Below are 17,861 nucleotides of genomic sequence, written 5' to 3' on the forward strand. Positions count from 1 at the left end.
GCGAGCCTGCTCGCGAAAGCGTTGTGTCAGCCAACATTAATGGCGACTGACACACCCTCTTCGCGAGCAGGCTCGCTCCCACAGTTGGCTTTGTGTTCGGCCATAAAAAAGCGGCGCCTGTGAGAGCGCCGCTTTTTTTGCCTGCGATTTAGAAGTCCAGAACGACCCCGACGTTAACGCCCTGCTGGGTAAAGTCATCATCCTTGCGCAGCGAGTAGCCGCCACGCAACGCCAGATCCGCCGTGAGTTTGTGGCTGACGCCCAGGCTCAAACGGTTCAAATGACTCTGCGGCGTGTAACCCTCAAGCTTGAAGTCGTTGGCCGGCAAGGTATTGAGCGCGATGTTGACTTTCTGCACATCGTCTTCGTACTCACGCTCGTGAGCGTACTCGCCGAATACCTGGGTTTGCGGGGTGATGTTGTACTTGCCCTGCAAGCCCAGCCCCAGGCGTTTCGAGTCGCGGGTCTGATCATCGAAGGTCAGCGCCGTGGCGCGGTTGCCCTTCTCTGAGTAGCCGTCGACATCGACGCTGGCGTAGTCGGCGCTGACGAATGGCGACAGGTGCCACTCGCTGCCCGGCTGGGCAATGTCGTAACCGACACGAGCGCTGAAGGCCCAAAGGCTGCCGTCAGTGTCGCCTTTCTCCGCGCCTTCGCTGGCGCCGAGATCGAACTTGCGCTTGAGGTTGTCGTAGTCGAGTTTGCCGCCGGTCAACGCTGCGTCAGCCCACCAGCGATTTTGCTGATATTGGGCAAATGCCGTGGCCATGTAGCTGTTGAGTTTGTAGTCGGAATCGTTATGCCCGGCCTCCAGATTCTGCCGGTAGAAACCGCCTGCCACGCCGACGCGCCAGGCTTCATTCAAGCGATAGCTGCCGCCGACGTTGAGGTTGTATCCGCTACCATCGGCGCTGGCGCCGCTGCTTTGGCTGTCGACATCCAGATGCTGGCCGCCTGCCGAAACAAGGGCGCGCCATTGACCGACCGCTTGCCAGTTCTCCCAGTCTGCTTGCCATTGGTTGCGCAGTTCGTCCTGGTGCGCGCGCACGGTGGCGTTGGCCATTTCCGGCAACAGCGTCAGTTCCCAAGGCGCGGCGAGCAGGGAGTAGGCGTAATCGGAGATCAGTTTTTGCCCGGCCTCGGTCGGATGCACACCGTCGTTGTAGATCAGCTTGGTCGGATCCGGCGTTGCACTGTTGATCCCGTACCGGGCGTTCTCGGTGCAGCCGCTGCCACTGAAGCAGGTCGCGGTCAGGTTCTGGTCGGTCGCGAGACCAAAGCGTCCTGGATCGGCAAACACTTCTGAGAGCAGGACCGGAATATTCAACGGAATGACTTCGGCGTTGATGCCTTGCAGGCGTGTGACCAATTGACTGTTGAACTGAGTGGCGAGCTGGCTGCTGAAGGCTTGCAGCGGCGTACCGTTGATGGCCGGGGTCAGGCCCACATCCGGCAACAGCCAGACCATCACGTATTTGGCGCCGGCGGTTTGCAGGGTTTGTACGCTGTCGGCCAGTCGATCAGCGGCAGCGTTGGCTTGCGGCAGGCTGAGAATGCGACCCTGCAGGAAATCGTTACCGCCGCCGGAGATGTAATACAGCGCATTCGGGTCGGCGCGAAAGCCATTGGAGGGCAGGTAACCGGGGCGGGTGCGTTCGCCCGTGGCAGATTGCGTCGTGATCGAATCGAGGATCTGGTCGGTGCGATAACCGCCCACCGCCCAGTTGTTGCCGTCCGGCTGGCCGTTTTCGGCACGCACTGCGGAGCTGGAAGAGGCTGTCTGGTCTGCGGAAAACCCCAGGCGCCCGCCGAGTAGTTGCGTGGAATTTAACGAATACAGTTCACCGCTGCCATTCTGATAGATCGGCCCGGTCCGGTTGGTGTAACGCTCGGTGGAGCCGGCCGGGCCGCCGGTGTCGGTAAAGGTCCCGGCATCGTTCAGGCTGTCGCCGAAAACGATGAAATTCGAATAAGGATTGGGTGCAGCATTCGCTTGGGCGCAGGCCAGTGCGAGCAGGCAGCCAGCCAGCGGTACAAACAACGTCTGTTTGATCATGAGCAAGTCCGTTTATTTATTGTTGTAGGTGAACGAAACGACAGTACCAAAAACTCCCGGCGTTTTGCCATCGGTCGCGAATCCTCCCCCGGTTTTATCTCCCGCAGTCCCGGCCATATTGCACGCTCCGCCCAGCTAAGTTACTGTGCCGGAACGTATGAACGAGACCTTCCCCGTGTTGATCACCAGCAAACTTCTGGATCAAGTCATCAAGGCACACGCCCGCTGGCGTTGGCGCGCCTGAATCTTTTCTGCCGGCCCCGCCGGATCTGTATCGCTTTGCCTTCCTTGCCTGTTTGAAATGCCGCTGTGCCGACGCGTCCAACTGCGTCCGACATCGTGCAGCGCCCTGCGGGCAAGTGATCTGAAGGCTGTTTTCAAATCAGAATTCAAGAGGTTCGACACGCCATGTTGCTGATGATCGACAACTACGACTCCTTTACTTACAACGTTGTGCAATACCTCGGCGAGCTGGGTGCCGAAGTCAAAGTCGTGCGCAACGACGAACTGACCATTGCCGAAATCGAAGCGCTCCAGCCTGAGCGCATCGTGGTTTCCCCCGGCCCCTGCACGCCGACCGAAGCCGGCATCTCCATTGATGCGATCAAGCACTTTGCCGGCAAGCTGCCGATTCTCGGCGTGTGCCTCGGCCACCAGTCCATCGGCCAGGCCTTTGGCGGCGACGTAGTGCGCGCGCGTCAGGTGATGCACGGTAAGACTAGTCCGGTATTCCACGAGGACAAGGGCGTCTTTGCTGGCCTGAATCATCCGCTGACCGTCACCCGCTACCATTCGCTGATCGTCAAGCACGACACATTGCCTGATTGCCTGGAACTGACCGCGTGGACCCAGCACGATGACGGCTCGGTCGACGAGATCATGGGCCTGCGTCACAAGACCCTGAACATTGAGGGCGTACAGTTCCACCCCGAGTCGATCCTGACCGAGCAGGGCCATGAACTGTTTGCCAACTTCCTCAAACAAACCGGCGGCACGCGCTAAGGACTTCCCATGAATATCAAGACAGCCCTGAGCCGTATCGTCGACCACCTCGACCTCAGCACCGATGAAATGCGCGACGTGATGCGCGAAATCATGACCGGCCAATGCACTGACGCGCAGATTGGCGCGTTCATGATGGCCATGCGCATGAAGAGCGAGAGCATCGACGAAATCGTCGGTGCCGTGTCGGTGATGCGCGAGCTGGCCGACCAGGTTGAACTGAAGACCCTCGATGGCGTGGTCGATGTGGTCGGCACCGGCGGTGACGGCGCGAACATCTTCAACGTGTCGACCGCCTCTTCGTTTGTCGTCGCGGCGGCCGGTTGCACTGTGGCCAAGCACGGCAATCGCGCCGTGTCGGGCAAGAGCGGCAGTGCCGACTTGCTGGAAGCCGCTGGCATCTACCTGAACCTGACGCCGGTGCAGGTCGCCCGTTGCATCGACAACGTCGGTATCGGCTTCATGTTCGCCCAGACCCATCACAAAGCCATGAAGTACGCCGCCGGCCCGCGCCGCGATCTCGGCCTGCGTACACTGTTCAACATGCTCGGCCCGCTTACGAATCCGGCCGGGGTGAAACATCAGGTGGTGGGCGTGTTCACGCAGGCATTGTGCCGGCCATTGGCCGAAGTCTTGCAGCGCCTGGGCAGCAAGCATGTACTGGTGGTGCATTCAAAGGACGGCCTGGACGAGTTCAGTCTCGCCGCACCGACCTTCGTTGCCGAGTTGAAGAACAACGAAATTACTGAATATTGGGTCGAACCGGAAGATCTCGGCATGAAGAGCCAGAGCCTGCACGGTCTGTCGGTCGAAGGCCCGGAAGCGTCGCTGGCATTGATCCGTGACGCACTCGGCAAGCGCAAGACCGAAAACGGTCAGAAAGCCGCCGAAATGATTGTGCTCAATGCCGGTGCCGCGCTCTATGCCGCCGACCTGGCCAGTAGTTTGAAACAGGGCGTCGAGCTCGCGCACGACGCCCTGCACACCGGTCTTGCTCGGGAAAAACTCGAGGAGCTGGGTGCCTTTACCGCGGTATTCAAAGTGGAGAATGAGGGATGAGTGTACCGACGGTTCTGGAAAACATTCTGGCCCGCAAGGTTCAGGAAGTCGCCGAGCGTAGCGCTCGCGTCAGCCTGAGCGAGCTGGAAAGTCTGGCCAAGGCGGCCGATGCACCCCGTGGTTTTGCCCAGGCATTGCTGACGCAGGCAAAGAAGAAGCAGCCGGCGGTGATTGCCGAAATCAAAAAGGCTTCGCCGAGCAAGGGCGTGATCCGCGAGAACTTTGTTCCGGCCGACATCGCCAAAAGCTACGAGAAGGGCGGGGCAACCTGTCTGTCCGTGCTGACCGACATCGATTACTTCCAGGGCGCCGATGCCTACCTGCAACAGGCCCGTGCCGCGTGCAGCCTGCCGGTGATCCGCAAGGACTTCATGATCGATCCTTACCAGATCGTTGAAGCCCGCGCGTTGGGCGCCGACTGCGTGCTGTTGATCGTCTCCGCACTGGATGACGTGAAAATGGCCGAGCTGGCCGCCGTCGCCAAAAGCGTCGGTCTCGATGTGTTGGTCGAAGTACACGATGGTGATGAACTGGAGCGTGCGTTGAAAACCCTCGACACGCCGCTGGTCGGGGTCAACAACCGTAATCTGCACACCTTCGACGTCAGCCTGGAAACCACACTTGATCTGCTACCGCGCATTCCGCGTGATCGTCTGGTGATCACTGAGAGCGGCATCCTCAATCGCGCCGATGTCGAACTGATGGAAATCAGTGACGTGTATTCGTTCCTGGTTGGTGAAGCATTCATGCGCGCGGAAAACCCGGGCACCGAACTGCAGCGCCTGTTCTTCCCGGAGCGTGGTACTTCGATCAGCGGTTCGACCCTCGACTGATTCGAGTCGACTCATTCGCGAGCAGGTCGAATCGTCGCACCGTCGCTCCCACATTTGGAATGCATTTCCCCCTGTGGGAGCGAGCCTGCTCGCGAAGGGGCCATCGAAACCGCTAAAGATCTCCATGTTGCCGGAGCCTGTTATGTCGCTGCCAACCCCGCTGACCATCGAAGCCGGCCTGCAAGCCGAACAGGACTTGCTGGCCTCGGTCTGCGCCGGCGACGCAGAGTTCGGCCTGCTGTTCTGGCAACCCAGCGATCGCGCCCTGGTCATGCCGCGCCGCCTCAATCGTCTGCCCGGTTTCGAGCACGCCTGCGAAGTCTCTGCCGCCGCTGGCTGGCCGGTGCTATTGCGCGAAACTGGCGGCGAGCCCGTCCCGCAATCCGCCGCGACAATCAATATCGCCCTGGTCTATGCGCCACCACGCAGCGAAGGCGATTTGAACCGTATCGAAACCGGCTACCGACGTCTGTGCGATCCGATCTGTCAGTTGCTCGACGAGTTGGGCGGCACATCATCGTTGGGCGAAATCGCTGGCGCATTCTGCGACGGTCGCTTCAACGTCAATCTCGATGGACGCAAAATGGTCGGCACGGCCCAGCGCTGGCGCCAGAGCCAGGGCGGGCAGCGTCCGGTCGGCCTGGTGCACGGGGCGATGCTGATGGATAACGAACGGGATTCGATGGTTGCAGCGGTCAATCGCTTCAACCAAGCCTGTGGTCTGGAGCCGCGGGTGCGGGCGGAAAGCCACATTGCCCTGCACGAGAAATTCAACGCGCCCCAAGCTTTGGCGCGTCTCGATGAGTTGTTTCGTTTAATGCTGGCGCAGATCTATAGCGCCTGACTGTCGGGCTTAGCGCGTACCGAAGACCACCATGGTCTTGCCTTTCACATCAACCAGGTTGCGTTCCTCAAGGTCCTTGAGCACGCGACCGACCATCTCTCGCGAACAACCGACAATCCGGCCGATTTCCTGACGGGTCACCTTGATCTGCATGCCGTCCGGGTGGGTCATCGCGTCGGGTTGCTTGCACAGTTCCAACAGGCAGCGTGCCACTCGGCCGGTCACGTCGAAGAACGCCAGATCGCCGACCTTGCGCGTGGTGTTGCGCAGGCGTTGTGCGATTTGTCCGCTGAGCACGTAAAGAATGTCTGGATCCTGTTGCGATAATTCGCGGAACTTGGCGTAGCTGATTTCCGCCGTTTCGCATTCGACCTTGGCCCGCACCCAGGCACTGCGTTGCTGTTCCTGGCCCGCTTGCTCGAACAAGCCCAGTTCGCCAAAGAAATCCCCGGCGTTGAGGTACGCGATGATCATTTCGCGGCCGTCGTCATCCTCGATGAGGATCGTCACCGAACCCTTGATGATGAAATACAGGGTGTCCGAGCGATCGCCCGCACAGATGATGTTGCTCTTGGCCGCATGGCGACGGCGCTGGCAATGCATCAACAGCTTGTCGAGGTTCTTGATTTTGGGGGTGGGGGTAATAGCAACCATGGTTGTATCCCGAAAAGACTGCACGGTGATGTTTGATTTTTTATGAGGCGCTGAAGGCGGTCGCTACACAGGCTGACAATTGGCGCCAGCGAATTGGCGCCAGCTTAACAGACACTTCGTCGCAAATTCGAGAAATTACCTACAACGCAGAGGCATCCTGTCCTAGGAGCGTTGCTCGTTGTCCGGGCAAAACCCTGTGCTAAGCTGGCGACCCTTTTTTTACAGTGGAGTCTGGGCGATGAAGGCACGCATCCAATGGGCTGGCGAAGCCATGTTCCTCGGCGAATCCGGTAGCGGTCATGTCGTGGTAATGGACGGTCCGCCGGACGCCGGTGGTCGTAATCTGGGTGTTCGTCCGATGGAAATGCTTCTGCTGGGTGTCGGTGGTTGCAGCAACTTCGACGTGGTCAGCATTCTGAAGAAGTCTCGCCAGGCCGTTGAAAGCTGCGAAGCCTTCCTCGACGCTGAGCGCGCGACCGAAGATCCGAAGGTGTTCACCAAGATCCACATGCACTTTGTGGTCAAGGGCCGTGGCCTGAAAGAAGCCCAGGTCAAACGCGCCATCGAATTGTCCGCAGAGAAGTACTGCTCCGCCTCGATCATGCTTGGCGCGGCTGGCGTGGCGATCACCCACGACTACGAAATCGTCGAACTTGGTTGAAACGACATTCAACTATCACAAAAGCAGTGCAGACTCTGGCGATCCCCCCGCTGACGTCTGCATATTGCGCCGTTTTTTTCAGGGCAGGGATCGGTCAGCCGATGGATCAACTGCCTGAACAGATAACCAGAATCGCCCATCGCGAAGCGGTGTTAACCGTCCTGCTCGGGTGCGTCGTTCGCCCAGAACTACCTCTCCGAAGATACTCGCGACGCGTACCAGATGATCGACGTGAGCGTGTATCAGGAAAACCTGCGCGCAACATGTCGATCCAAGATTCCCGGGCACAAAAAAGGCGACCTTGCGGTCACCTTTTTTATTTCTGCAAAAAACCCTGTGGGGGGCGAGCCTCTGTAGCAATTTGGATATCAGATCCTGTAAGTACTCTTGGTCATCACCTTGGCCAGCAGACTCATCCCGAACTTCACCGGCGCCGGAAAACGAAAACCTCCAGCCTCCAGCGCACTCTCCGCATGATGTTCTTCATCAATACGCATCTGCTCAAGAATCGCCCGGGACTTCTCGTCCTCAGCCGGCAGCTGTTCCAAATGTTCGTTCAAGTGCTTGCACACCTGATGCTCGGTCGCTGCAACGAACCCGAGGCTGACCTTGTCGCTGATCAGCCCGGCGACGGCGCCGATCCCGAACGACATACCGTAGAACAGCGGATTCAAAACGCTGGTATGGCTGCCCAACTGATGAATGCGTTGTTCGCACCAGACCAGATGATCGATCTCTTCTTCGGCGGCGTGCTCCATTGCTTCGCGTACCTGTGGCAGCTTGGCGGTCAACGCCTGCCCCTGATACAGCGCCTGGGCGCAGACTTCACCGGTGTGGTTGATGCGCATCAGACCGGCGACGTGGCGGGTGTCTTCGTCGCTCATTTGCGTATCCGGTTGCAAAATCGCCGGCGACGGACGGTACGGCTGGCCACTGAAGGGCAGCAGCGTGCGCATCGCGGCATCCGCTTGCAGCAGAAGACGGTCAATCGGCGAGTAGTGACGTTGGGTAGTCATGCTGACCTCCGGGAAGAATCTCGGCGCCCAGTTTAACCGAATCGGCCGGGGAAGGTTTGCGTTGGGTCATTTGCCGCGCGGTCATGCTTTTTTGTGGGAGCGAGCAGGCTCGCTCCCACAAAGGGGAATTAGCCCGGCGGCCAGTTCATCTGACGCTGGCCGAGTACGTGCATATGAATGTGATAGACGGTCTGCCCACCCTTTTCATTGCAGTTCATTACCACGCGGAAACCGTCTTCGCAGCCCAGTTCCAGAGCCAGACGCTGCGCAGTAAACAGGATGTGCCCGGCCAGTGCCTTGTCGTCTTCGGTCAGGTCATTGAGGGTGCGCACCGGTTTTTTCGGGATCACCAGGAAATGCACCGGTGCCTGAGGGGCGATGTCATGGAAGGCCAGAACCTGGTCGTCCTCGTAAATGATCTTGGCCGGGATTTCCCGGTTGATGATCTTGGTGAACAGAGTATCCACTGCTGTTTTCTCCGTTGTTTGGGCTGAATCGAGTTTAGCGCGATGAATCCGGATTCTTTAGCGCGGGCAGTAAGCTTTATTGACCATGCCGACGATGGTGCGGTTGAGCCAGCGCGAACCCAGTCGCGGCAGGAAGGCGAACCAGCGGTTACGCCGCCCCGGAATGATGATGGCGCGGTTCCTGTCGAGGGCGCGCACGGTGTACAGCGCGACTTCCTCGGGACTCATCATTAACTTGCTGTCTTTGAGTTTGTCGCTGTTCAACTGGGCGGTGCGAAAAAATGCCGTGCGTGTCGGGCCGGGGCAAAGCACTGAAACCTTTACCGCACTCTGTTTCAGTTCAACTCGCAAGGCTTCGGAGAAGTGCAGCACATACGCCTTGCTGGCGTAGTAAGTGCTCATCCATGGGCCGGGATTGAAGGCGGCCACCGAGGCGACATTGAGAATCTGCCCGCCGCCCTGCAGCGCCATGCTGTTGCCGATGGCGTGGCAGAGACGGGTCAGGGCGAGGATATTCACTTCGATCAGATCCTGTTCGGTCATCCAGTCCTGCGCGAGAAACGGGCCGCAGGTGCCAATGCCGGCGCAATTGACCAGCAAGTCGATCTGCCGGTCACCTTCTTCAAGCTCCAACAAAAAACCGGACAGACGCAATGGCTCGCCCAGATCGCAGGCGCGAAATAACACTTCTACGCCAAAGCGTTGAGTCAGCTCTATCGCAATACTTTCCAGCTGATCACGTTGTCGTGCCACCAGAATCAGGCTGCGGCCGCGCCGGGCCAGTGCTTCGGCCAGTGCCAGACCGATGCCGCTGGAGGCTCCAGTGATCAGAGCGTAACGGGTCATGCAATTCTCCATCGCAACAGCTCCGCGCCGTCGACGCGGGTGTCACGGCGGGGAGCGCTGTTCATTCTTTCGCAGAGTCTACAGGGGCCTGCGCCGCTTCGGCGGCTTCGTCGGCGGAATCCACAGGTGATTCGGCTTCTACTTCGACTTCATCAGTGGTTACCGAGCCACTTTCGTAGCTGCTTTCCAGATTGCTTTCGTACTCCTGCTGGATCGCCGAGATCCCCCCCAGCATTCCACCGGCAAAGATCAGCGCGAAGAACACGATCCACAGGGAGCACAGCACTTTCACGGCAGTGCTGTTGGGCGGCGGGGGAGGGCCATAGCGATTCGCGCCGGTGTTGCCCGGGACGACCATGATCACCAGCGGAAAGAAACTGCCCACAAACGGCACCAGGTTCAGCAGCCAGAGCCAGCCCGACCAGCCGATATCGTGCAGACGCTGGACGCTGAACAGAATGCTGACGATCAGGAAGGCGATAAACAGGAAGAAGGCGAAGATCCCGCCGATGATCAGGCCGGTGGTGGAGTCACCGCTGACCAGCCCCAGAGCCAACAGCGCGAACACGCCGACGATGGGCAGGGTCACCAGGCTCAAGACCATTGTCCAGGCGAGAAAACGCAACCGGCCAATTCGCCCTTCGACGCTGAACGGCTTTAGCGTGGCAAACGCCGGTAGAATCTCGCCGACACTGGCGCGCGGTGGGGCGTAAGGGGAGTCAGGTTCCGTCACAGCCGGCGCATGCTCATGCACATCGGCCAGGTTCAGTTCGATGGTTGTTTGCGCTTCGATGCGTGCATCGATCCCGGTTTTGTTCAGTGCTTGCAGATAGGTCTGGGCATCACTATGGGACAGGTCGCGCTTGAGGGCGATGGTCGTGCCGTTGAACAGGCGTTCAATGCCAGCGACATCGCTCTTGAACAGGGCCGCCAGATTGAGCTTGGCGGTGGTGATATCGACACCGGGCTGCAGAGCACCGTTGAATACGATCTTGTAACGGGGTTCGCTCATGGCCGAGGCATCCTTGTCGCGAATAGATTGAAAGGTCAGCAGTGTAAGGCCAGTCCACCGGGGCTGGCCTGATTTTTCTCAGCGTGGCCAGCGTTGCGGTAGCAGGGCTGCGCGCTTCTGTGCCTGGCGATACTCGGCGTCCAGCCGTGCGATCAATTGATCCACGCTCGGCAGGTCATCGATCTGTCCGACGCCTTGCCCGGCCGACCAGACGGTTTTCCAGGCTTTGGCTTCATCGTTGATCGGCTTGAGCTTGTCACCGAAATTCACCTCGCCTTTGCCTTGCAACGCAGCCATATCGAAACCGGCCGCCTCCAGGCTCTGGCGCATAAAGCTCGCCGGCACTCCCGAGACCGCTGGAGTATGAATGATGTCCGCAGCCTTGGCTGTCAGCAGCATCTGCTTGTAGGCGTCAGGCGCATGACTTTCCGTGGTGCCGATAAATCGCGTACCGAAGTAGGCCAAATCCGCACCGAGCAGCTGTGCGGCGAGAATCTCATGGCCGTGGTTAAGACATCCTGCAAGCAGCAGGGTTTTATCGAAAAACTCTCGGATCTCGGCGATCAGCGCAAACGGACTCCAGGTCCCGGCATGACCCCCGGCGCCGGCCGCCACGGCGATCAGACCGTCAACACCGGCCTCGGCCGCTTTCTCGGCATGTCGGCGAGTGGTGACGTCGTGAAAGACCAGACCGCCATAGCTGTGCACCGCGTCGACCAACTCCTTCACCGCGCCGAGGCTGGTGATGACGATCGGCACTTTGTGTTCGACGCAGATGTTCAGGTCTGCCTGCAAGCGCGGGTTGCTGTTGTGCACGATCAGGTTCACCGCGTAGGGCGCCGGGTTGTCCAGTGTCGCCAGCCCCGCTTCAATCTGTTCCAGCCAGGCTTTGAATCCGCTGCTTTCACGTTGGTTCAGCGCTGGAAAACTCCCGACCACGCCATTGCGGCAGCAGGCGAGAACCAGTTCCGGGTTGGAAATCAGGAACATCGGCGCTGCCACGACAGGCAGGCGCAGACGTTGTTCGAGCAAAGCGGGCAGCGACATTATGAACATCCCAAGGATCTGTACTTGTTGAAGTTAGAACGGCTTGACCACGACCAGAATTACGATAGCCAGCAATATCAGAACCGGCACTTCATTGAACCAGCGATAAAAGACATGGCTGCGGGTGTTCTCGCCACGGGCAAAGCGTTTTACCTGCGCGCCGCACATGTGGTGGTAGCCGATCAGCAAAACGACCAGGGTCAGTTTGGCGTGGATCCAGCCGCCCATGCTGAAGATGCTCGGGTTCAGGTAAATCAGCCAGCCGCCGAAGATCAGCGTGGCGATCATCGCCGGTCCCATGATGCCGCGGTACAACTTGCGCTCCATGACGCTGAAGCGTTCTTTGCTGATCGTGTCTTCGCTTTGCGCGTGGTAAACGAACAGTCGCGGCAAGTAAAACAGCCCGGCAAACCAGCAAACGACGCTGACAATGTGCAACGCTTTGATCCATAGATAGAGCATTTTTGGTTATTCCCTCATTCACGGTAAGCCGGATAGTAGAGGCTTGAGCGTCCGCACGTCACCTTGACGGTTGTCGCAGGGCTGCGTGGCCCCTATTATCGACGGCTTTCCAGTGGGTTCTTTGAGGGCAGGTTATGGTCAAGGTCGGTATCGTCGGCGGCACGGGTTACACCGGTGTCGAACTGCTGCGTCTGTTGGCGCAGCATCCGCAGGCAGAAGTGGTGGTGATCACTTCCCGATCCGAGGCCGGTCTGGCCGTGGCTGACATGTACCCGAACCTGCGCGGCCACTACGACGGCCTGGCCTTCAGCGTGCCGGACGTCAAGACCCTCGGCGCTTGCGACGTAGTGTTCTTCGCCACTCCGCACGGTGTGGCTCACGCATTGGCCGGTGAATTGCTGGCGGCGGGCACCAAGGTCATCGACCTGTCCGCCGATTTCCGTCTGCAAGACGCTGAAGAGTGGGCCAAGTGGTACGGTCAGCCGCACGGCGCGCCTGAGTTGCTCGATGAAGCGGTTTACGGTCTGCCGGAAGTCAATCGCGAGCAAATCAAGAAGGCTCGCCTGATCGCGGTGCCGGGTTGCTATCCGACCGCTACCCAGTTGGGTTTTCTGCCGTTGCTCGAAGCCGGTCTGGCGGATGCTTCGCGTTTGATCGCTGACTGCAAATCCGGTGTCAGTGGTGCCGGTCGCGGTGCGGCTGTCGGTTCGCTGTACTCCGAGACATCGGAAAGCATGAAGGCCTACGCGGTGAAAGGTCACCGTCACCTGCCGGAAATTCGCCAGGGTCTGCGTCGTGCAGCGGGTAAGGATGTTGGTCTGACCTTCGTTCCGCACCTGACCCCGATGATCCGTGGCATTCACTCGACGCTCTACGCGACCGTGGTTGATCGCTCGGTGGATCTGCAAGCGTTGTTTGAAAAACGTTATGCCAACGAACCGTTCGTCGATGTGATGCCGGCCGGCAGCCATCCGGAAACCCGTAGCGTGCGTGGTGCCAACGTTTGCCGTATCGCGGTTCACCGTCCACAGGATGGCGATCTGGTGGTGGTGTTGTCGGTGATCGACAATCTGGTCAAAGGCGCGTCGGGTCAGGCGGTGCAGAACATGAACATCCTGTTTGGGCTGGATGAACGTTTTGGTCTGTCCCACGCCGGCATGCTGCCGTAAGACTTTATCCGGCACAGCAAAAAGGCCCGTTGAACGGGCCTTTTTGCATTCAGAACCGGTGATCGGGTTTATTGATATACCGTAACAATAGTTGACCGATTTTCTCGGACAAGCGGATAATGCGCGTCATCACGCATTATGGCGGCGTAACGCCGGGAGATAGTCAGCATGAGCGTCGAATCCTTCACCCCCACGGCTTTGCAATTCACTCAAGGTGCTGCGCACAAGGTGAAGAGCCTGGTCGATGAAGAGGGGAATGATCGCTTGAAGCTGCGCGTATTTGTTACGGGCGGTGGTTGTTCAGGGTTTCAGTACGGTTTCACCTTCGATGAAGATGTGGCCGATGACGACACGATCGTCGAGCGCGAAGGCGTGAGTCTGGTGGTTGATCCGATGAGCTTCCAGTACCTGGCCGGTGCTGAAGTGGATTACCAGGAAGGTCTGGAAGGTTCGCGCTTCGTGATCAAAAACCCGAATGCCACCACAACGTGTGGTTGCGGGTCTTCGTTCTCGATCTGATCGCACTGCGCTTCAGATAACAAAACGCCGCAGAGCCTCACGGTTCTGCGGCGTTTTGCTGTGCGTGATTTTTAAGCGGGGTAGATGGCGCCGAGTATCCGCAGCCCGCGTGCGCCGGTGACGCTTGGGCGGTTGGCGGCAATGCCTTCGAGGCAGCAATGGGCCAGCCAGGCGAAGGCCATGGCTTCGACCCAGTCTGGATCAACGCCGTGGGTGGCAGTGCTGGCGACTTTGGTGGTCGGCAGCAGCTCGGCCAGGCGCTTCATCAGCGTGGCGTTGTGTGCACCGCCGCCGCAGACCAACAGTTCCCGGGTATCGGTTTGGGCGTTTTGCAGAGATTCAACGATCGTCAACGCGGTCAGTTCAAGCAACGTAGCTTGCACATTCTCGGCAGCGAAGGCTGGCAGGTGCGAGAGATGTTGTTCCAGCCAAGACAGGTTGAACACTTCGCGGCCGGTGCTTTTCGGTCCCTTGGTGACGAAGAACGGATCGCTGAGGAGTGCGTTTAGCAGTGTCGGCTCGACTGTACCTGTTTTAGCCCAGTCGCCATTGTGATCATAGTTTTCGCCGCGCTGCTGGTGAATCCAGGCGTCCATCAGCACATTCCCTGGGCCGCAGTCGAAACCGGCTACAGGCTTGGTCGGCTCAATCAGACTCAGATTACTGAAACCGCCGACATTCAAGACGGCCTGGTTACCGGTACGCTCTTCAAATAATGCCTCATGAAATGCGGGCACCAGCGGAGCGCCTTGGCCGCCGGCCGCCACATCGCGGCTGCGGAAGTCGCTGACTACGGTGATACCGGTCAGCTCGGTCAGCAGAGCAGGGTTGCCGATCTGCACGGTGAAACCACGTGCCGGCTCATGGCGGATGGTCTGGCCGTGGCTGCCGATCGCACGAATGTCTTGCGGCTTGAGTGTCTGCTGATCGAGGAGGGTATGAATGCCCTGCGCAGCGAGAGTCACCCAGTTCTGTTGGGCAATCGCCGAGCGGGCGATCTCGTCAGGGCCGCTGGCGCACAAGCCAAGCAGCTCGGCGCGCAGGGATTCAGGCATGGGGATGTAGTGCGTGGCGACCAGTTTGATCGCCGAGGTCTGTTCGATCAGGGCGATGTCCAGACCGTCGAGGCTGGTTCCGGACATCACGCCGATATACAGGGCCATGACTTAGCGCTTGCTCGAAGCCAGCATGGTGGCCTTCTCTTGATCCATGCGTGCCATCAGCGGCTGGCTCTGAGCGAGGAAGCGAGCGCGCTCGGCTTTGGCGATCGGGTCGGCCATTGGCAGTTTCTGGCCCAGCGGATCGACGTGAACGCCATTGACCTGGAACTCATAGTGCAAGTGTGGGCCTGTGGACAGGCCGGTCGTCCCGATGTATCCGATGACCTGGCCTTGCTTGACGGTGCCGCCGGTTTTCACGCCTTTGGCGAAGCCTTGCATATGGCCGTACAGCGTACGGTAGGTGTTGCCGTGCTGGATGATAACGGTGTTGCCGTAGCCACCACGACGTCCGGCCAGCAGCACCTTGCCGTCACCGGCAGCCTTGATTGGTGTACCGCGCGGCGCAGCGTAGTCAACGCCTTTGTGCGCGCGGATCTTGTTGAGGATCGGGTGCTTGCGGCCCATGGAGAACTTCGAACTGATACGAGCGAAGTCCACCGGCGTACGGATGAACGCCTTGCGCATGCTGTTGCCGTCAGCGGTGTAGTAGCTGCTGTTGCCTTGCTTGTTGGTGTAACGCACGGCGGTGTAGGTCTTGCCGCGGTTGGTGAAGCGGGCAGACAGGATCGGGCCATTACCGACCGCTTTACCGTTGACCACTTTCTGCTCGTAGATCACATCGAATTCATCGCCCTGGCGAATGTCCTGAGCGAAGTCGACGTCGTAACCGAAGACGCTGGCCATATCCATGGTCAGGCTGTGGGAGAGGCCGGCACGGGCTGCGGATTGTGAAAGTGAGCTATTGATGACGCCGTGCACGTAGGCGGTGCGAACGGTCGGTTTTGCGGTAACCCGGTTGAAGGCATAACCCTTGTCATTCTTGGTCAGGGTAATGGTTTCGACGTCACTGACCTTGCTGTGCAAACTGGTCAGTTGGCCTTCAGGAGTCAATTCGAATTCGAGTTTCTGGCCGTGCTTGAGCTGGCTGAACTGCTTGGCTTGTTTGTCGCTGGCCAGCACTTCATGGACGGAGGCGGCAGGCAGGCCGACCTTTTCGAACAGCGTCGACAGTGTATCGCCCTTGGCGACGATGACTTCACGATGGCCAGGTGCTTTTGGCTTTTCGGCGGCAGGTGCAGGTGCAACTTCTGCGGTTTGCGGGGTGTTTTCGCTGCTGTTTTCGATTTGAGCAAATGGCGAAGTCACTGGCTCATTTGTGGCTTGAGCCGCGTCAGCAGCGTCTTGATCTTGTGTCAGTTGGTCAGCAGGACTTTCCAGTTCAAGGCTCAGGGTCGTCTTTTTGGCTTCGACATCACTGGAAGGAAATACCAGGAGTGCCAGGCTGAGAAGGGCGGCGATACCACTTGCAGCGAGCAGGTGGGTCTTCGGGTAAAGCGGCGGCGCTTTAGACGGTTCTGTGGTCATAAGTAATTTTGACTTTGAAAAAAGATGGATTGGAAAAGATGAATGACATGATGAAGATGAAATAACTGTATAAAATATAACCAAATCATCTCTGAAGCAAGTCTGCAGACACCGCGTCTGTGGATTGGTGTCCGTGCGCCGGGCAAAACTTGTAATTGGTGCACGATCTTGTATGGTTGGTTCCCTTTGAATCTGAGCCTTGCGGGTCTGTTATGAAGTCGGTTGAAGAGCAGCTAGCGCTGATTAAACGTGGTGCGGAAGAACTATTGGTCGAGTCCGAGCTGGTCGAGAAGCTCAAGCGCGGCCAACCGCTGCGTATCAAGGCTGGTTTCGATCCGACCGCTCCGGATCTGCACTTGGGTCACACGGTGCTTATTAATAAGCTGCGCCAGTTTCAGGAGCTGGGGCATCAGGTGATCTTCCTTATAGGTGACTTCACCGGGATGATCGGTGATCCGAGCGGTAAGAGTGCCACTCGCCCTCCATTGACTCGCGAGCAGGTTCTGGAAAACGCCGAGACCTACAAGACGCAGGTGTTCAAGATTCTTGATCCTGCGAAAACCGAGGTTGCGTTCAACTCCACCTGGATGGACAAAATGGGGCCGGCGGACTTCATTCGCCTCACCTCCCAGTACACCGTCGCGCGCATGCTTGAGCGTGATGACTTCGATAAGCGCTACACCACCAATCAGCCAATTGCTATTCACGAGTTCCTCTATCCGCTGGTTCAGGGTTACGACTCGGTAGCTCTGCGCGCGGATGTCGAGCTGGGTGGGACTGATCAGAAGTTCAACTTGCTGATGGGGCGTGAGTTGCAGCGAGGTTATGGGCAAGAGGCTCAATGCATTCTGACCATGCCGCTGCTCGAGGGGCTGGATGGCGTGAAGAAGATGTCCAAGTCCTTGGGCAACTACGTCGGCATTCAGGAAGCGCCGGGCGTCATGTACAGCAAGCTGGTTTCGATTCCGGATGCATTGATGTGGCGTTACTTTGAGTTGCTCAGCTTCCGCTCGATGGACGAGATCAACGCGTTGCGCGCAGATGTTGAAGCGGGTGCCAATCCGCGCGATGTCAAAATCAAGCTGGCTGAAGAGATCGTCGCGCGCTTCCATGGTGAGGAGGCTGCGGCCAATGCTCATCGTGCGGCGGGCAACCGTATGAAGGATGGTGAGTTGCCGGACGATCTGCCAGAGATCGAGTTGGCTTCTGCTGATGATATGCCGATCGCTGCTGTCCTTAATAAGGCAGGGTTGGTGAAGAACTCGGCGGCGGCGCGTGATCTGTTGGCGTCTGGTGGGGTGCGTGTCGATGGCGCGGTCGTTGATCGCTCCTTTATATATGTACTCGGCGCGACCCATGTCTGCCAAGCTGGCAGGAAGGCATTTGCGCGTATCACTCTGAAATCTGAGTGATTGCTGAAAATAAGGGTTGACGGCGAATTTCAGATGTCTATAATTCGCCCCACTTCCGGCGCAGTCGAAACGGAAAACTCCTTGAGAATCAATGAGTTATGTAGGTTTCGATAGCAGGTTGCTTCAGTTCATCGAAGCCAGAAGGAGGTTGAAAAAGAGGTGTTGACAGCAGCGTGTAACGCTGTAGAATTCGCCTCCCGCTGACGAGAGATCGGAA

General features: G+C 58.5%; 18 protein-coding genes. 8 read left to right on the top strand and 10 right to left on the bottom strand.

Annotated features, from left to right (window positions below):
• Window positions 1-148: 148 nt before the first annotated feature.
• Window positions 149-2,056 carry an esterase EstP gene (gene estP, locus M9827_RS25650; RefSeq protein ID WP_250607954.1) on the bottom strand — a complete coding sequence of 636 codons (1,908 nt, stop codon included), beginning with the start codon at window positions 2,054-2,056 and terminating at the stop codon, window positions 149-151.
• Window positions 2,057-2,464: 408 nt separating this feature from the next.
• On the opposite strand from estP, the gene M9827_RS25655 reads away from it, so the two are divergent.
• From M9827_RS25655 to M9827_RS25670, 4 genes are all read left to right on the top strand, one after another.
• Window positions 2,465-3,058, top strand: a complete 594-nt coding sequence (locus M9827_RS25655) for an aminodeoxychorismate/anthranilate synthase component II (protein WP_250607955.1) — start codon at window positions 2,465-2,467, stop codon at window positions 3,056-3,058.
• Window positions 3,059-3,067: 9 nt separating this feature from the next.
• Window positions 3,068-4,117 carry an anthranilate phosphoribosyltransferase gene (gene trpD / locus M9827_RS25660; RefSeq protein WP_103304391.1) on the top strand — a complete coding sequence of 350 codons (1,050 nt, stop codon included), beginning with the start codon at window positions 3,068-3,070 and terminating at the stop codon, window positions 4,115-4,117.
• Window positions 4,114-4,950 carry an indole-3-glycerol phosphate synthase TrpC gene (gene trpC / locus M9827_RS25665; RefSeq protein ID WP_122842381.1) on the top strand — a complete coding sequence of 279 codons (837 nt, stop codon included), beginning with the start codon at window positions 4,114-4,116 and terminating at the stop codon, window positions 4,948-4,950. Before trpD ends, trpC begins: the two co-directional genes overlap by 4 nt.
• Before the next feature lie 142 nt (window positions 4,951-5,092).
• On the top strand, window positions 5,093-5,794 hold the full coding sequence (locus M9827_RS25670; protein WP_250607956.1) for a lipoate--protein ligase family protein: 702 nt from the start codon (window positions 5,093-5,095) through the stop codon (window positions 5,792-5,794).
• Between the two features lie 9 nt (window positions 5,795-5,803).
• Here the strand turns inward: M9827_RS25670 and crp are convergent, their stop codons facing one another.
• Window positions 5,804-6,448 (bottom strand): cAMP-activated global transcriptional regulator CRP, encoded by a 645-nt coding sequence (gene crp / locus M9827_RS25675; protein ID WP_095122650.1) that lies wholly within the window; start codon window positions 6,446-6,448, stop codon window positions 5,804-5,806.
• A gap of 238 nt (window positions 6,449-6,686) precedes the next feature.
• On the opposite strand from crp, the gene M9827_RS25680 reads away from it, so the two are divergent.
• Entirely contained in the window at window positions 6,687-7,109 is a 423-nt protein-coding gene (locus tag M9827_RS25680) for an OsmC family protein (RefSeq protein ID WP_016772921.1), read from the top strand.
• A 368-nt stretch (window positions 7,110-7,477) separates the two neighbouring features.
• Here M9827_RS25680 and coq7 read toward each other — a convergent pair whose 3' ends face one another.
• The 6 genes from coq7 to hemJ form a co-directional block, all read right to left on the bottom strand.
• The gene (coq7, locus tag M9827_RS25690; protein WP_250607957.1) at window positions 7,478-8,125 is read right to left on the bottom strand and encodes a 2-polyprenyl-3-methyl-6-methoxy-1,4-benzoquinone monooxygenase; all 648 of its coding nucleotides are present in this window, start codon (window positions 8,123-8,125) and stop codon (window positions 7,478-7,480) included.
• A 128-nt stretch (window positions 8,126-8,253) separates the two neighbouring features.
• The gene (locus M9827_RS25695) at window positions 8,254-8,592 is read right to left on the bottom strand and encodes a histidine triad nucleotide-binding protein (protein ID WP_053124353.1); all 339 of its coding nucleotides are present in this window, start codon (window positions 8,590-8,592) and stop codon (window positions 8,254-8,256) included.
• Between the two features lie 57 nt (window positions 8,593-8,649).
• Window positions 8,650-9,438, bottom strand: a complete 789-nt coding sequence (locus M9827_RS25700; protein WP_250607958.1) for an SDR family NAD(P)-dependent oxidoreductase — start codon at window positions 9,436-9,438, stop codon at window positions 8,650-8,652.
• A gap of 61 nt (window positions 9,439-9,499) precedes the next feature.
• Entirely contained in the window at window positions 9,500-10,450 is a 951-nt protein-coding gene (locus M9827_RS25705; protein WP_250607959.1) for a DUF805 domain-containing protein, read from the bottom strand.
• Window positions 10,451-10,528: 78 nt separating this feature from the next.
• The gene (locus tag M9827_RS25710; RefSeq protein ID WP_250607960.1) at window positions 10,529-11,497 is read right to left on the bottom strand and encodes an NAD(P)H-dependent flavin oxidoreductase; all 969 of its coding nucleotides are present in this window, start codon (window positions 11,495-11,497) and stop codon (window positions 10,529-10,531) included.
• Between the two features lie 33 nt (window positions 11,498-11,530).
• Window positions 11,531-11,959 carry a protoporphyrinogen oxidase HemJ gene (gene hemJ / locus M9827_RS25715; RefSeq protein ID WP_123453979.1) on the bottom strand — a complete coding sequence of 143 codons (429 nt, stop codon included), beginning with the start codon at window positions 11,957-11,959 and terminating at the stop codon, window positions 11,531-11,533.
• 134 nt (window positions 11,960-12,093) lie between these two features.
• Here hemJ and argC point away from each other — a divergent pair, with 134 nt between their 5' ends.
• Together argC and erpA are read left to right on the top strand one after the other, a co-directional pair.
• Window positions 12,094-13,128, top strand: coding sequence for an N-acetyl-gamma-glutamyl-phosphate reductase (gene argC / locus M9827_RS25720; RefSeq protein ID WP_090286789.1), 1,035 nt, complete (start codon window positions 12,094-12,096; stop codon window positions 13,126-13,128).
• Between the two features lie 168 nt (window positions 13,129-13,296).
• Window positions 13,297-13,647: an iron-sulfur cluster insertion protein ErpA gene (erpA, locus tag M9827_RS25725; RefSeq protein ID WP_007918905.1), complete on the top strand. Its 351-nt coding sequence runs from the start codon at window positions 13,297-13,299 to the stop codon at window positions 13,645-13,647.
• Window positions 13,648-13,718: 71 nt separating this feature from the next.
• Here the strand turns inward: erpA and M9827_RS25730 are convergent, their stop codons facing one another.
• Together M9827_RS25730 and M9827_RS25735 are read right to left on the bottom strand one after the other, a co-directional pair.
• A complete protein-coding gene (locus tag M9827_RS25730) occupies window positions 13,719-14,810 on the bottom strand; it encodes an anhydro-N-acetylmuramic acid kinase (protein ID WP_250607962.1) in 1,092 nt (363 codons plus the stop codon).
• Between the two features lie 3 nt (window positions 14,811-14,813).
• Window positions 14,814-16,232, bottom strand: coding sequence for a peptidoglycan DD-metalloendopeptidase family protein (locus M9827_RS25735; RefSeq protein WP_250607963.1), 1,419 nt, complete (start codon window positions 16,230-16,232; stop codon window positions 14,814-14,816).
• Window positions 16,233-16,444: 212 nt separating this feature from the next.
• On the opposite strand from M9827_RS25735, the gene tyrS reads away from it, so the two are divergent.
• Window positions 16,445-17,644 carry a tyrosine--tRNA ligase gene (gene tyrS / locus M9827_RS25740; protein ID WP_250607964.1) on the top strand — a complete coding sequence of 400 codons (1,200 nt, stop codon included), beginning with the start codon at window positions 16,445-16,447 and terminating at the stop codon, window positions 17,642-17,644.
• Window positions 17,645-17,861: the final 217 nt, after the last annotated feature.

This window comes from Pseudomonas sp. AKS31 (genome assembly GCF_023634765.1).
Lineage (GTDB): Bacteria > Pseudomonadota > Gammaproteobacteria > Pseudomonadales > Pseudomonadaceae > Aquipseudomonas.

Coding starts and splice junctions, on each gene's coding strand:
- estP (WP_250607954.1), bottom strand. CDS start 2,056: ATGATCAAACAGACGTTGTTTGTACCGCTGGCTGGCTGCCTGCTCGCA.
- M9827_RS25735 (WP_250607963.1), bottom strand. CDS start 16,232: ATGACCACAGAACCGTCTAAAGCGCCGCCGCTTTACCCGAAGACCCAC.
- M9827_RS25730 (WP_250607962.1), bottom strand. CDS start 14,810: ATGGCCCTGTATATCGGCGTGATGTCCGGAACCAGCCTCGACGGTCTG.
- M9827_RS25655 (WP_250607955.1), top strand. CDS start 2,465: ATGTTGCTGATGATCGACAACTACGACTCCTTTACTTACAACGTTGTG.
- M9827_RS25680 (WP_016772921.1), top strand. CDS start 6,687: ATGAAGGCACGCATCCAATGGGCTGGCGAAGCCATGTTCCTCGGCGAA.
- argC (WP_090286789.1), top strand. CDS start 12,094: ATGGTCAAGGTCGGTATCGTCGGCGGCACGGGTTACACCGGTGTCGAA.
- M9827_RS25705 (WP_250607959.1), bottom strand. CDS start 10,450: ATGAGCGAACCCCGTTACAAGATCGTATTCAACGGTGCTCTGCAGCCC.
- M9827_RS25700 (WP_250607958.1), bottom strand. CDS start 9,438: ATGACCCGTTACGCTCTGATCACTGGAGCCTCCAGCGGCATCGGTCTG.
- crp (WP_095122650.1), bottom strand. CDS start 6,448: ATGGTTGCTATTACCCCCACCCCCAAAATCAAGAACCTCGACAAGCTG.
- tyrS (WP_250607964.1), top strand. CDS start 16,445: ATGAAGTCGGTTGAAGAGCAGCTAGCGCTGATTAAACGTGGTGCGGAA.
- M9827_RS25670 (WP_250607956.1), top strand. CDS start 5,093: ATGTCGCTGCCAACCCCGCTGACCATCGAAGCCGGCCTGCAAGCCGAA.
- trpC (WP_122842381.1), top strand. CDS start 4,114: ATGAGTGTACCGACGGTTCTGGAAAACATTCTGGCCCGCAAGGTTCAG.
- hemJ (WP_123453979.1), bottom strand. CDS start 11,959: ATGCTCTATCTATGGATCAAAGCGTTGCACATTGTCAGCGTCGTTTGC.
- coq7 (WP_250607957.1), bottom strand. CDS start 8,125: ATGACTACCCAACGTCACTACTCGCCGATTGACCGTCTTCTGCTGCAA.
- trpD (WP_103304391.1), top strand. CDS start 3,068: ATGAATATCAAGACAGCCCTGAGCCGTATCGTCGACCACCTCGACCTC.
- erpA (WP_007918905.1), top strand. CDS start 13,297: ATGAGCGTCGAATCCTTCACCCCCACGGCTTTGCAATTCACTCAAGGT.
- M9827_RS25710 (WP_250607960.1), bottom strand. CDS start 11,497: ATGTCGCTGCCCGCTTTGCTCGAACAACGTCTGCGCCTGCCTGTCGTG.